We start from the raw sequence: 13,568 nt of genomic DNA, 5'->3' as shown, positions 1-13,568 counted from the left end.
CGAGCCGCAGAGGCCCGTTCGCAGTGCCCCCGGTCAACGACCCTGACACGGGGGTCCGACAGTGTCGTTCGAACAGGGTCGCTTCGGGGTCAGGCCGCGGTGGCGGTGAAGCGGTTGCCGTTGGCCGTGAGGGTCAGCGGGAGGCCGAAGGCCTTCGAGAGGGTCGCCGAGGTCAGGGCCTCCCCGATCGGGCCGGCGGCGATCACGCCGCCCCCCGAGAGGACCAGCGCGTGCGTGAAGCCCGGCGGGATCTCCTCGACGTGGTGTGTGACCAGGACCATTGCCGGGGCGGCCGCGTCGCGGGCCAGTCCGGCCAGCGTCGCCACCAGCGCCTCGCGGGCGCCCAGGTCCAGCCCGGCCGCCGGCTCGTCGAGCAGCAGCAGCTCCGGGTCGGTCATCAGCGCGCGGGCGATCAGGACCCGCTTGCGCTCGCCCTCCGAGAGCGTCCCGAACAGCCGGTCCGACAGCTGCGCGACACCGAGCCAGCGCAGCAGCGAGGCGGCGCGCTCGTCGTCCTGCGGGTCGTACTCCTCGCGCCAGCGGCCCATCATGCCCCACGCGGCGGTGCGCACCACGTCGAAGGCCTTCTCGCCGCCCGGTATCGCGTCGGCGACCTGCGTGGTGGTCAGGCCGATGCGGGGGCGCAGCTCGAACACGTCGATCCGGCCGAGGCGGCTGCCGAGGATCTCGACCACTCCGGACGTCGGGTGGTTGCGCGCGGCCGCTAGGTTGAGCAGCGTCGTCTTCCCCGCCCCGTTGGGGCCGAGGACGACCCACCGCTGGTCGGCGTCGACGCTCCAGTCGACGCCGTCGAGGAGCTGGTTGCCGCCGCGCCGGACGGTGACGCCGGACAGGTCGAGGACGCGTTCAGACTGAGCCACGGGTCAATGAAACCACGCGGCCCGGACACGTGGACGAGGGCGGCCGCGCGGCAGTGCTGCGACACACCGGGCGACCTGCCCGGCCGCGGCGGCGCCGGGCCGTCCGCGCAACCGCGCCGCCGCCGGCGGCGTCCGACCGGTAGTCCGCCCCGCCGGGGCGGGCCCCCGGTCCACCCACTGCGAACTGGAAAGAGTCCATGCCCCCCATCATCGAGATATCGGGGCTGCGGAAGACCTATTCGAGGGCCTTCAGGCAGCCGCACAACGCCTTGGACGGCCTCGACATGGAGGTCGCCGCGGGCCAGGTGCACGGCTTCCTGGGGCCCAACGGCTCCGGCAAGACCACGACGCTGCGGGCCCTGCTGGGCCTCATCCGCGTCGACGGCGGCGACATGAGGATCTTCGGCGAGGAGGTGCCCCGCCGCCTGCCGCAGGTCGTCTCCCGCATCGGCGCGGTGGTCGAGTCCCCGCAGTTCTTCAAGCACTTCTCGGGGAGGCTGACGCTCCAGCTGCTCGCCGAGAGCGCCGGGGTCCCCCGGTCCCGCGTCGAGGAGGTCCTCGAGCAGGTCGGGTTGAAGGACGCGGCGAAGGCCGCCGTGAAGGGCTACTCGCTGGGCATGCGCCAGCGACTGGCCGTCGCGCAGGCGCTGCTGAAGCAGCCGCAGCTGCTGATCCTGGACGAGCCCGCCAACGGCCTGGACCCGGCCGGGATCCACCACATGCGCGAGCTGCTCCAGTGGCTCGCGCACTCGCAGGGCGTGACCGTGGTGGTCAGCTCGCACCTGCTCTCCGAGGTGCAGCAGCTGTGCGACTCGATGACGATCGTCTCCCGGGGGCGCCGGATCGTCGACGGGAAGGTCGCCGACATCATCGCGGGCCATTCGAGCGCGAGCCTGAGCGTCCGGTTCCCGGACGCGGCGTCGCTGCCGGAGGCCGTCGAGGCGCTCACCGGCGCCGCGCCGGACCTGACGGCCGCGGTCGACCGCGACCGGCTCGTGGTCACCGGCGCGCCCGAGCCCGCGTGGGTCACGAAGACCCTCGCGGACGCGGGGATCTACCTGTCGGAGCTGGTGACGGAGACGAAGAACCTGGAGTCGGTGTTCCTGGAGCTGACGGGGACGGCGCCGGTGCCGGGCCGGACCGTCCAGATCGGGCAGTCGGTCGAGGTGCCTCAGGCGGCCCCGGGCGGCGTCGCGATCGACGTCCAGGCGGAAGGTGTGGAGCGGTGAACCTGTTCAAAGCGGAACTGCGGCGCCTCGCGCGCCGGCGCCTGTCGCTGGTCTTCGGCATTCTCGCGGTCGCGGGCGTGGTGGGCCTGACGGCGATCATGTGGGCGACCTCCAGCCAGGGCCCGGACGAGGGTCAGCTGGCCGAGGCCCAGGCGCAGGCCGACCAGTGGAACGAGGACAACCCCGATTACGGGGACTGCCTCGAGGACGAGGGCTTCTTCGAGGAGAACGCGAACTACGCGTGGGCCGTGGAGGACTCGGCGTACGCGGACATGTCGCACGAGGAGCGCTGCGAGTTCTACGTGGGCGGCATGACCGCCGAGGACTTCATCTACACGTACACCTTCTCGTTCGAGAACGAGGGCTCGTACATGCTCATCGGGGTCGCGATCGTGGCGGGCCTGATCATGATGATGCTGGCGTCCTCGGCGATCGGGGCCGAGTGGTCGAGCGGGGGCATGTCGAACCTGATGGTGTGGCATCCGCACCGGATGAAGGTGTGGGGCGCGAAGCTCGGCGCGGCGCTGGCGGTGTGCGCGGCCGCGGTCGCGGGCGTCGTGGTGCTGGCGTTCGGGCTGCTGTACCTGACGGCGGCGGTGCGCGGCGAAGTCGGGGACCTCGACGGCGTGTGGTGGGAGGCGACCTTGGAGCGGTTGGGCCGCACGGGGCTGCTGACGCTGGGGATGACGGCGCTGGGGGCGTCGCTGGCGATGCTGGGGCGGCACACGGCGATCGCGGGCGGGGTCATCGCGGGGTACCTGATCATCGGCGACATGCTGGTGCAGATCACGAGCATGTCGCTGCCGGTGGACTATCCGGAGCGGTTCTCGCTGTACACGTGGGTGATGGCGTGGATCTCCGGGAAGATCGAGCTGTACAACTGGAACAGCAGCGGCATGGAGATGACGCCGGATGTCATGGTGATCACCGCGACCGACGCGGGTCTGCTGCTGGGCGGGATCGTGGTGCTGTTCGGCGCGCTGGCGACCTGGGCGTTCCAGCGGCGCGACGCGGCGTAGCCGAGGCGCTGCGGCGCAAGCGGAATGCATGTGCGGCCGCCCCCTCGCAGGGCGAGGGGGCGGCCGCGTGTTCACGGGACTGTGCGGGGGCGTCCCGGGCAGGGGTCGAGCCGAAGGAGCTCGTTCGCAGTGCCCCCGAAGCAACCACCCTGGCACAGGGGTGTGACAGCGCCGCGGCGCCGCATTCGAACACGCTGGTGCGGTCCGGGGGCAGGGGCCGAGCCGAAGAGGCTCGTTTTCAGTGCCCCCGAAGCAACCACCCTGACATAGGGGTACGACAATTCGGCGGGAGTGGGGCGTCGTCGCCGGGTTTTGTGTCGGAGGTCGCTCGGGTCAGTCGAAGAGGCTTTCGCGGACCGCGTCGAGGCCGTGGAGGATCGCGCCTCGCATGACCGGTTCGTCCATGACCGCGCCCGCGACGACGCTCGGGTTGACGGGGGCGAGCTGGGAGGTCTGGGCGGCGACGCGCCCGGCGAGTTCGAGCCCGCCCGCGTACCCGACCGGGCCGCCGAGGACGACCACGGTGGGGTCGAGCAGGACGCAGACGGCGACGATGCCGAGGGCGATGCCGCGCGCGACCTCGTCCAGGCAGGAGGCGCCCTCGGGTCCGGCCGCGACGGCCGCGTTGACGACGTCTTCGGGTTCGGCGGCCTCGAAACCGTGCTTCGCGCCGATGTCGATGACGGCGTCGCCGCCGATGACGCGCTGGTAGGAGCCCTTCGACAGGCGCGTGACGACGCCGCCGGTCGGCAGTTCGCCGCCGGGCACGGGGAGGAAGCCGATCTCTCCGGCCGCGCCGCTGGCGCCGCGGTAGAGCCGCCCGTTGAGGATGACCCCGAGGCCGAGACCGCCGCCGAACCAGGCGTACACGAAGTCCGAGGCGCCGCCGGCGCCGCCGGAGCGCTGCTCGGCGAGGCAGGCGAGGTTGACGTCGTTCTCGATCTCGACGGCCGGGGCGAACTCCTCGTTCAGGGCGGTGCGCAGGCCGCGGTGCCAGGCCGGGAGGTTCCAGGAGAAGCCGATCTCGCCGCTGGCGGGGTCGATGACGCCGGGGGTGCCGAGGACGATCCGCTCGACCTTCGCCATCTCGATCCCGGCGTCGGCGACGGAGTCGGTGACGACGCGGCGGACCACGGCGACCGGGTCGGTGGAGCCCTCGACGTCGATCTCGGCGCGGCCGACGATGCGGCCGGTGAAGTCGGCGCAGGCGCCCTTGGTGGTCACGGGGCCGACCTCGACGCCGACGACGTAGGTGAAGGTGGGCACGGCCGCGTACAGCGAGGCGTTGGGGCCCCGGCCGCCGGACTTGGAGCCGACGACCTCGACGAGGCCGCGGCTCTGGAGGCGCTCCATCATCTGCGAGGCGGTGACCTTGGACATCGAGGTGCGCTCGGCGAGCTGCGCTCGGGTCTGGGGGCCGTCCTCGAGCAGCAGCTTCAGCGCCGCCTGGTCGTTGAGGACGCGCAGCAGCTTGGGCACCCCGGGGGTGTGGCTCTTCGGCATTGGATCTTCTTTCTCCTCCGAGCCCACATTATCCACGCGGGACGGGCGGGGACCCCCGTCGCCGGTGCGGAAACCGGGGTTTCGGCGGGCGGCCCCTCGACCGCCCCGCCGAATTGTCGTACCCCTATGTCAGGGTGGTTGCTCCGGGGGCGCTGCGAACGAGCCCCTTCGGCTCGACCCCTGCCCCCGGACCGGTTCACTCCCCGTCGGTCTCGACCAGGCTGCGGATCTGGCGCAGCGCGACCGACAGGACCGCGAGCTTCTCGTCCGACCGCTCGGCCTCGGCCGTCGCCTCGTGGATGCGGTCGATCTCGGCGGCGTTGCGCTCGGCCCACGAGTCGACCGCCTCGGCGGGGTCCGTGCCCGGTTTCGCCTCGAGCACGCTGCCGGTGAGCGCGGCCATCGCGCCGTACAGGTCGTACCGCAGGGCCGAGCGCGCGAGGGTCTGCCAGCGGTTGGTCCTGGGCAGGGCCGAGATCTGGTTGAGGATCTCGTCCAGGTGCACGCGGGCGGCGATCCCGTAGTAGACCTCGGCGGTCGCGCCGAGCGGGGTGTCCAGGATCCGCGCGCACTCGACCACGTCGACCAGGCCGAACCCGAAGATCGGCGCGGAGGCGTCCCGTGCGACCTCGGCGGGCATCCCCTGCTCCTCGAGCTGGTCGCAGAACCGCTCGAACCCGACCGCCTCGGAGTCGGTCAGCAGCTCGGGCAGTTTCGGCTGGAGCACCGCCAGGCCGGGGCGCAGCCGCTCGATCTCGGCGGCCACGTCCAGCGTGCCGCGCCGGTGCTGCACGAGCCAGCGGACGCCGCGGTCGAGGAGCCGCCGGATCACGAGCATGCTCGCGACCTGGGCCTCCTGCGGGACCTGGTTGTCGAGGGCCTCGATGCGCCGCCACAGGCCCGGCAGTCCGAAGGCGTCGCGGATGATCACGAAGGCGCGGACGACGTCCACGACGTCGGCGCCGGTCTCGTCGGCGATGCGGAACAGGAACGTCGTCCCGCAGCGGTTGACGGCCTCGCCCACGACCGCGGTCGTGACGATCTCGCGGCGCAGCGGGTGGTCGGCCATGAGGTCGGCGTAGGGTTCGCGCAGCGGCGCGGGGAAGTACTCGCGCAGGACCGGCGCGGTCCACTCCTCGTCGGGCAGGTCGGAGTCGAGCACGGCGCGCTTGGCCCAGATCTTCACGTACGACAGCAGGACCGACATCTCGGGTTCGGTGAGCGCGGCGCCGGCGGCGCTGCGCTCCTTGAGCTGCTTGTCGCTGGGGAGGCCCTCGATCTCGCGGTCGAGGCCGACGGTCTTCTCCAGGTGCTTCATGAGTCTGATGTGGACGGGCATGAGCCGGAGGTTGAGGCGCCTGGCGTTCGCGAGGGCCATGTTCTGGCCGTAGTTGTCGGCCAGGACGGCGTCGGCGACCGCGTCGGCCATGTCCATGAAGAGCCGGTCGCGGCTGCCGGGGTCGACGCGGCCGGCCAGGGCGGCGGAGCGGAGCAGGATCTTGATGTTGACCTCGTGGTCGGAGGTGTCGACGCCGGCGGAGTTGTCGATGAAGTCGGTGTCGCAGCGCCCGCCGGTCCGTTCGGGCCCGCCGGACTGGGCGTACTCGATGCGGCCCAGCTGGGTGAAGCCGAGGTTGCCGCCTTCGCCGACGACGCGGCAGCGCAGGTCCTCGCCGTTGACGCGGACGGCGTCGTTGGCCTTGTCCCCCGCGGCGGCGTCGGTCTGCGACGCCGCCTTCACGTAGGTGCCGATGCCGCCGTTCCACAGCAGGTCGACCGGGGCGGTGAGGATGGCGCGGATGAGTTCGGGCGGGGTGAGGTCCTTGACGTCGGCGCCGATGCCGAGGGCGGCGCGGGCCTCGTCGGAGACGGGGATGGACTTCGCCGAGCGTTCCCACACGCCGCCGCCGGCGGAGATGAGGGTCGGGTCGTAGTCGGCCCAGGTGGAGCGGGGCAGGTCGAACAGGCGGCGGCGCTCGGCGATGGAGGTGGCGGCGACCGGGTCGGGGTCGATGAAGATGTGCATGTGGTTGAAGGCGGCCACGAGCCGGATGTGCTCGGACAGGAGCATGCCGTTGCCGAAGACGTCGCCGGACATGTCGCCGATGCCGACGACGGTGAACTCCTGCGCCTGCGTGTCCAGGCCTTCGGCGCGGAAGTGGCGTTTGACCGACTCCCAGGCGCCGCGGGCGGTGATGCCCATCTTCTTGTGGTCGTAGCCGACCGAGCCGCCGGAGGCGAACGCGTCGCCGAGCCAGAACCCGTACTCGGCGGCGACGGCGTTGGCGACGTCGGAGAAGGTCGCGGTGCCCTTGTCGGCGGCGACGACGAGGTAGGGGTCGTCGCCGTCGTGGCGGACCACGTTGGGCGGCGGGACCACGGTGTTGTCGGCGTCGCGGTTGTCGGTGATGTCCAGCAGGGCGGAGATGAACTCGCGGTAGCGGGCGACGCCTTCGGCCTGGAACGCGGCCCGGTCGGCGAAGTCGACGCGTTTGAGGACGAAGCCGCCCTTGGCGCCGACGGGGGTGATGACGGTGTTCTTGACCTCCTGGGCCTTGACGAGGCCGAGGATCTCGGTGCGGAAGTCCTCGCGCCGGTCCGACCAGCGCAGGCCGCCGCGGGCGACCTTGCCGTAGCGCATGTGGACGCCCTCGAAGTGCGGGGAGTAGACGAACACCTCGAACACGGGGCGGGGCTTGGGGAGGAAGTCGATCGAGCGGGCGTCGAACTTGAACGACACGTGCTCCTTGGGGCGGCCGGCGGCGCCGCGCTGGAAGTAGGAGGTGCGCAGGGTGGAGCGGATGAGCGTGAGGAACGCGCGCAGGATCCGGTCGGCGTCGAGGTTGGGGACCTCGGCGAGGCCGGCCGCGAGGGTCTCGTCGATGCGGGCGACGGCGGCCTCGCGGTCGGCGCCGACGCGCGGGTCGAAGCGGGCCTCGAACAGGCGCACCAGGTTCCCGGCGATCTCGGGGTAGGAGCCGAGGGTGGCGGCGATGAAGTCCTGCGAGAACACGAAACCGCACTGGCGGAGGTATTTGGCGAGGGCGCGCAGGACCACGACCTGGCGCCAGGTGAGTCCGGCGGCGATGACGAGTTCGTTGAGCCGGTCGGATTCGGCCTCACCGCCCCAGACGGCTCGGAAGGCGTTCTCGAATCGCACCCGCAGTTGGGGTACGGATTCGGCGGCCACGCCGGGCAGTTCGATCCCGAAGTCGCTGAGGTGGATCGTGCCGTCGGCGCGTTTGATCTGGTAGGGGCGTTCTTCGGCGACGCGGACGCCGAGGTTTTTGAGCACCGGGAGCGCGTCGGAGAGGATCACGGGCCGGCCGAAGGAGTAGATCTTGAACCGGACGTCGGTGTCGTCGCCGCCGCGGCGGAACAGTTGGAGTTCCATGTCGTCGCCGTCGTGGAGCATCTCCAGTTTCGCGATGTCCTTGGCGGCGTCCATGGGCGAGTGCTCGGCCTTGTACGCGGCGGGGTAGGCGTGGGCGTACGCCTTGGCGAGGGTGCGGGCCTGGCCTTCGCCGATGTGATGGTCGAGCTGGAAGACGAGGTCGGCGTCCCAGGAGCGGGTCGCGTCGGCGAGTTCGGACTGGATCGACTCGAGGTCGACGGGGTCGTGCTCGGCGTAGGGGTCGATGCGGACGACGAAGTGGAGGCGGGCGAGCACCGACTCGGTGACGCGGGCGTCGTAGCTGACGTCGACGCCGTGGAGGCGGCGCTGGAGGATCGCCTCGATCTTCTCGCGGTTCTCGGTGTTGTACCGGTCGCGGGGCAGGTAGACGAGGCAGGAGTAGAAGCGGCCGTAGACGTCGCGGCGCGCGAACAGGCGCAGGCGGCGGCGTCCGGCGAGGCGGAGCACGCCCATGGCGGTGGTGTACAGGTCGTCGGTGCGGGCCTGGAAGAGCTCGTCGCGCGGGTAGGTCTCGAGGGCGGTGACGAGGTCCTTGCCGGAGTGGGAGGAGAGGGTGACGCCGGAGCGGGCGAGCACGTCCTCGACCTTGCGGCGGACCACGGGCAGCTCGGTGACGCTGGAGAGGTAGGCGGTGGAGGTGAACAGGCCGAGGAAGCGCAGTTCGCCGTCGGGTTCGCCGTCCGCGTCGAAGGTCTTCACGCCGATGTAGTCCATGAAGGACGTGCGGTGGACGGTGGAGCGGGCGTTGGACTTGGTGATGACCAGGAGGCGCTTGGCGTCGATCTGGGAGCGGGCGTCGGTGTTGAACGAGCTGATGGGGCGCGGGACGGCGGGGGCCTTGCGCAGCAGGCCCAGGCCGCTGTCGGCGTCGGGGGTGAGCGCCTGGTCGGGGCCGTCGCCGGTGAGCCGGTACCGGCGGAAGCCGAGGAACGTGAACTTGTCGTCGGCGAGCCAGCGCAGGAGTTCGACGGTGTCGTCGATGTCCTTGGGGGGGACGGGGAGCGGTTGGCCGTCGAGGTCGTCGGCGATCTCGAGGGCCTTGCCGCGCATGGCCTGCCAGTCGGCGACGCAGACGCTCACGTCGGAGAGGACTTCGAGGATCTCCGCTTTGAGCTTGGCCTGGAAGTCCTTGTCGGCGACCCGCTGGGTCTCGATGTGCATCCAGGACTCGGCGCGGCCGCCTTCGGCGGGGGCCTCGGCGAGGGTGCCGTCGTCGTCGCGGCGGACCGGGACGATCGGGTGGACGAACACCGAGATGTCGATGTTGTACCGGTTGAACAGGCCGGTGAGCGAGTCGACGAGGAACGGGGAGTCGTCGCAGACGAGGTCGACCCGGGTGGAGGCGGCGGCGTCGGGGCCGTCGGCGTCCTCGGGGCAGTCCAGTTCGAGGACGACTTCGCCGGGGGCGCGGGTCTCGGCCATGCGACGGTGGTGGGCGGTGGTCTCCAGGAGCTGCTGGGCGCTGCGGCCGACGAGGTCGTCGTCGGACACCAGGCTCCAGTAGAGCTCGACCAGCCTCGCCAGCGATGTGTCGGGTCCGGCCAGGCCGGCCGCCTCGGTCAGCAGTTCCTCCCGGTCGGGGAGGGTCTCGCGGAACTCTTCGTCGCCGATGAACGCCAACACGTCTCGATCTCCAGTCCGATGCACGTTCGGCCCACCTCGTCGTGAGCCGTCTCCAGGCTAGATCCTAGGGTTGACAGGCGTCGCAGGGGTTACACCACTGTCGGCGACGCGGCGGTACAGTGAGACACGGAACCGAAACCGTGATCACCCACCCCCCTTGAGCGAAGGCACCCACATGACGACCTTGGTCATCATCCTCCTGATCGCCGCCGCCGTCGCCGTCGGCTGGTGGCTGTGGCGCAGGAGCAACCGCGAGGACGAAGCGCCCGCCCGCCCCGGCCCGGTCGACCCGTTCGCCGACGCCGACACCGACGTGCTGCGCGGCGACCCGAAGCGCCTGAAGGCCGCCGACCTGGTGGAGCTGTACGGCAAGACCCTCGCCGTGCGCGGGTCCCTGCGCCTGTCGGAGGGCGACTACCGCTGGTCGGAGCATTTCCTGGACACCGGGACGGGCGTGAAGCGCTGGCTCTCGGTCGAGGCCGACCCCGACCTGGAGGTGGTGCTGTGGGAGGAGATCACCGACTCGGACCTCCAGCCCGGCCCGCGTGAGCTTAGTCACGAGGGCGTCTCGTTCCGGTCGGACGAGAAGGGCACCGCGAACTACGTGAGCGAGGCCACCACGGGACTGGCGCCCACCGGCACCGTCCGCTACCACGACTACGCGGGCCCCGACGGGCAGAAGCTGTCGTTCGAGCGCTTTGGCGACGGCGGCAAGTGGGAGCTCGCCAAGGGCCTGACCCTCGACCGGGGCCAGATCACGATCTACCACCAGGGCGACGACGCCTGAACACCCCTGCGATCCCCCGGAGCCGATCCTGCTAGCGCATATCGAGGTGCCGTTCGCCGACGTCTCGGCCGCCTCGCTCACCTTCCGACCCGACGCGCCGTCGATGCCGGTCCTGGACCGGATGGACCGCGACGCCGGCCCCCTCAGGCTGTCGCTGCGGCTGCTGGGCGCCAGCCACCAGGCCGTGGTCGCCACCCCCGACGGGCTCATCGCCGAGACCCTCGCGTACCGGTCGAGCCTGGGACCGGACCTGCCCGAGTCGTTCAGCCAGCGCGTCGGCGCCTGGCGGCACCGCTACGAGTGCACCGTCGAGACCCTCGCCGTCCCCGAACTGCGGCGGCGGGTCCGTACCCTGAGGGACCGGGCCGTGCTGCGCACCGGGGAGCCGGACCTGCTGGTCGGGGTGTTCGGGGCCGACCCGGACGCCGTGACGGCCCTGGAGGTCACCGGGACCGCGCCGCTGACGTGGCGGACGGTGCACGCCTACCCGCAGTACGGCGAGGTCGTGACCACCACCAGCAGCGTCGCATCCGTAAGCTGAACCGATCCCCCGAGAAGACGACCGAGGACGACCGATGAGCGATGAGCACCAGCCCCCGCCGAGACCCGCCTCGCGAGGCCTGAACTGGAAGCACTGGACGGCGATCGCCGTGGTGGTCGCCCTGTGCTGCGGCGGCGTGTTCCTGATGAACTCCAACTTCTCCAACCCCACCGGGACGATCCAGAGCCACTACCAGCGGGCCTCGAACCTCGACGAGGGCGGCGGCCGGGCCTACACCTCGAGCCTGTCCCCCGCGACCGTGGCCGACCAGATCGACGACGAGGCCGAGGCGAGGCAGGAGCGGTCCTCCGGCGGCGTCTACTACCTCCAGTACTCCAAGCACATCGTCGCCGTCTCGCCCTACAACGGCGGTTCGAAGATCCTGCTGCACGACTACCGCAGCGGCTACAACCACTACTCCTCGGTGTTCCTCCTGTGGGGATGGTCCTCGTCCCCGCCCTCGCCGTTCCGCGGCGGCGGCCCCGGCTCCGGCAAGTAGCGCGTCAGTCCCGCGAATCCGAAAGGCACACGCCCAATGAACTTCCAAGACTTCGTCGACGCCGACTTCACCGGCGCGCTCATCGGCGCCGTCGCGTACACCGTCGTCGGCATCGCCCTCATGGTGCTCGGCTACCTGGTCACCGACTGGCTCACCCCCGGCAAGCTCGGCGAGCTGATCTGGACCGAGCGCAACAAGAACGCCGCGATCCTGCTGGTCTCGAACGTGCTCGGCGTGGGCCTGATCGTGGTCGGCGCGATCTGGGCCTCCGACGGCGGCATCCTCAAGGGCGTCGTCTCGACGTTCGTGTTCGGCGTCATCGGGCTGGGCGCGATGGCGATCGCGTTCCTCGTCCTCGACTGGCTCACGCCCGGGAAGCTCGGCGACATCGTCACCGCCGACGAGCTCCAGCCGGCCGTGTGGGTCAACGCCGCGATGCACCTCGCCCTGGGCGGGGTCATCGCGATGGCGCTGTCGTAGCGGGCCCCGTCTTGACGGCCGAGGCCGCCCCTCAGAAGACGTTGACGGCGCGCCGGGTCCGCCTGGCGCGCTTCGGCCTGCTCGCGACCGCGTTCGCGGTCTCGGCGTGCGGGCTCGTGTACGAGCTGGCGCTCATCACCCTGGGCGCCTACCTGGTCGGGAACACCGCCAAGCAGGCGTCGATCGTGCTGGCGGTCATGGTGTTCGCGATGGGGCTGGGGGCGCTGGCGGCGAAGCCGCTGCGCCGCTGGCCGGCCCTGTCGTTCGCGGTCGTGGAGCTGGCCCTGGCGCTGCTGGGCGGCTTCAGCGTGATGCTGCTGTACGCGGCGTTCGCGTGGACGGACCTGTACTCGCTGCCGCTGGTGGTCGTCGCGGCCGCCATCGGGCTGCTCATCGGCGCCGAGATCCCGCTGCTGATGGAGCTGCTCCAGCGCATCCGGGAGCAGGCCGCGGGCGCGGCCGTCGCCGACCTGAACGCGGCGGACTACCTGGGCGGGCTGATCGGCGGCCTGGCGTTCCCGTTCGTGCTGCTGCCGTTCTTCGGGCAGATCCAGGGCGCGCTGATCGTGGGCGCGGTGAACGCGGTGGCGGGCGTGCTGCTGATCTGCATCCTGTTCCGCGGGGACCTCTCGAAGACCGCGAAGCAGCTGCTGACGCTCGTGGCGGCCGGGACGGCGGTGCTCCTGGTCGCGGCGTTCCTGTACACGGACCGGTTCGAGGCGAGCGCGCGGCAGGCCCTGTACGCGGCGCCGATCGTCTACAGCGAGGACAGCCAGTACCAGCAGATCGTGATGACCGAGAACGCCTCGCCGTTCGGGGAGCGGGACCTGCGCCTGTACCTCAACGGGGACCTCCAGTTCTCGTCGGTGGACGAGTACCGGTACCACGAGGCGCTGGTGCACCCGGCCATGGACGGCCCGCACGAGGACGTCCTGGTCCTCGGCGGCGGCGACGGCCTCGCGGTGCGGGAGATCCTGCGCTACCCCGACATCGCGTCGGTGACGCTCGTGGACCTCGACGGCGCGGTGACCGACCTGGCCCGCGGCTTCGACGACCTCGTGGCGCTCAACGGGGACTCGATGAACGACCCCCGGGTCGAGGTGGTCAACGAGGACGCGTTCACGTGGCTGCGGCAGCAGACCGGCGCGTGGGACGCGATCATCGTGGACATGCCCGACCCGGACGCGACCGAGACCGCGAAGCTGTACTCGACGGAGTTCTACACGCTCGCCGGCGACCACCTGAACGCGACCGGCCGGATGGTGGTGCAGAGCGGCTCGCCGTACTTCGCGCCCAAGACGTACTGGACGATCAACGCCACCCTCGAGTCCGCGGGGTACGAGCCGACCCCGTACTGGGTGTCGGTGCCGAGCTTCGGCGACTGGGGCTTCCACCTGGTGCGGGCGGACGGCGAGGCGCCCGAACTGGGCCTGGACACCTCGGTGGGGCCGTTCCGGTCGCTCACGCCGGAGCTGATCGAAGCGGCCCAGGTGTTCCCGCCCGACCGGGCCGAGACGCCCATGGAGCCCTCGACCCTGATGCACCCGATCATCCTCGAACTGGTCGAGTCGGAGTGGCAGAACTACTGACC

10 protein-coding genes are annotated in these 13,568 nt (G+C 71.1%); 7 read left to right on the top strand and 3 right to left on the bottom strand.

The window, feature by feature from the left end:
* Positions 1-89 precede the first annotated feature (89 nt).
* Entirely contained in the window at positions 90-881 is a 792-nt protein-coding gene (locus LO763_RS13265; protein WP_230602840.1) for an ABC transporter ATP-binding protein, read from the bottom strand.
* A gap of 197 nt (positions 882-1,078) precedes the next feature.
* On the opposite strand from LO763_RS13265, the gene LO763_RS13260 reads away from it, so the two are divergent.
* Both LO763_RS13260 and LO763_RS13255 read left to right on the top strand, forming a co-directional pair.
* On the top strand, positions 1,079-2,110 hold the full coding sequence (locus tag LO763_RS13260) for an ABC transporter ATP-binding protein (protein ID WP_230602838.1): 1,032 nt from the start codon (positions 1,079-1,081) through the stop codon (positions 2,108-2,110).
* Entirely contained in the window at positions 2,107-3,129 is a 1,023-nt protein-coding gene (locus LO763_RS13255; RefSeq protein WP_230602829.1) for an ABC transporter permease subunit, read from the top strand. The genes LO763_RS13260 and LO763_RS13255 overlap by 4 nt, the downstream gene beginning before the upstream one ends.
* A 333-nt stretch (positions 3,130-3,462) precedes the next feature.
* Here the strand turns inward: LO763_RS13255 and LO763_RS13250 are convergent, their stop codons facing one another.
* On the bottom strand, positions 3,463-4,632 hold the full coding sequence (locus LO763_RS13250; protein ID WP_230602828.1) for an ROK family transcriptional regulator: 1,170 nt from the start codon (positions 4,630-4,632) through the stop codon (positions 3,463-3,465).
* Positions 4,633-4,828: 196 nt separating this feature from the next.
* Positions 4,829-9,670 (bottom strand): NAD-glutamate dehydrogenase, encoded by a 4,842-nt coding sequence (locus LO763_RS13245; protein WP_230602826.1) that lies wholly within the window; start codon positions 9,668-9,670, stop codon positions 4,829-4,831.
* Between the two features lie 175 nt (positions 9,671-9,845).
* Here LO763_RS13245 and LO763_RS13240 point away from each other — a divergent pair, with 175 nt between their 5' ends.
* The 5 genes from LO763_RS13240 to LO763_RS13220 are packed head-to-tail and all read left to right on the top strand — an operon-like array spanning position 9,846 to position 13,566.
* On the top strand, positions 9,846-10,457 hold the full coding sequence (locus LO763_RS13240) for a DUF4178 domain-containing protein (protein ID WP_230602824.1): 612 nt from the start codon (positions 9,846-9,848) through the stop codon (positions 10,455-10,457).
* Positions 10,458-10,503: 46 nt separating this feature from the next.
* Positions 10,504-10,998 (top strand): DUF2617 family protein, encoded by a 495-nt coding sequence (locus tag LO763_RS13235; RefSeq protein ID WP_230602822.1) that lies wholly within the window; start codon positions 10,504-10,506, stop codon positions 10,996-10,998.
* A 34-nt stretch (positions 10,999-11,032) separates the two neighbouring features.
* Positions 11,033-11,497, top strand: a complete 465-nt coding sequence (locus LO763_RS13230; protein WP_230602820.1) for a DUF4247 domain-containing protein — start codon at positions 11,033-11,035, stop codon at positions 11,495-11,497.
* A gap of 36 nt (positions 11,498-11,533) precedes the next feature.
* Positions 11,534-11,977 carry a DUF350 domain-containing protein gene (locus tag LO763_RS13225; RefSeq protein ID WP_230602817.1) on the top strand — a complete coding sequence of 148 codons (444 nt, stop codon included), beginning with the start codon at positions 11,534-11,536 and terminating at the stop codon, positions 11,975-11,977.
* An 11-nt stretch (positions 11,978-11,988) separates the two neighbouring features.
* The gene (locus tag LO763_RS13220) at positions 11,989-13,566 is read left to right on the top strand and encodes a polyamine aminopropyltransferase (RefSeq protein ID WP_230602811.1); all 1,578 of its coding nucleotides are present in this window, start codon (positions 11,989-11,991) and stop codon (positions 13,564-13,566) included.
* Positions 13,567-13,568: the final 2 nt, after the last annotated feature.

This window comes from Glycomyces amatae, assembly GCF_020991375.1.
Lineage (GTDB): Bacteria > Actinomycetota > Actinomycetes > Mycobacteriales > Micromonosporaceae > Glycomyces > Glycomyces amatae.
The sequence above is the reverse complement of the archived record's forward strand: the minus strand, read 5'-3'. Positions and strand labels throughout refer to the sequence as shown.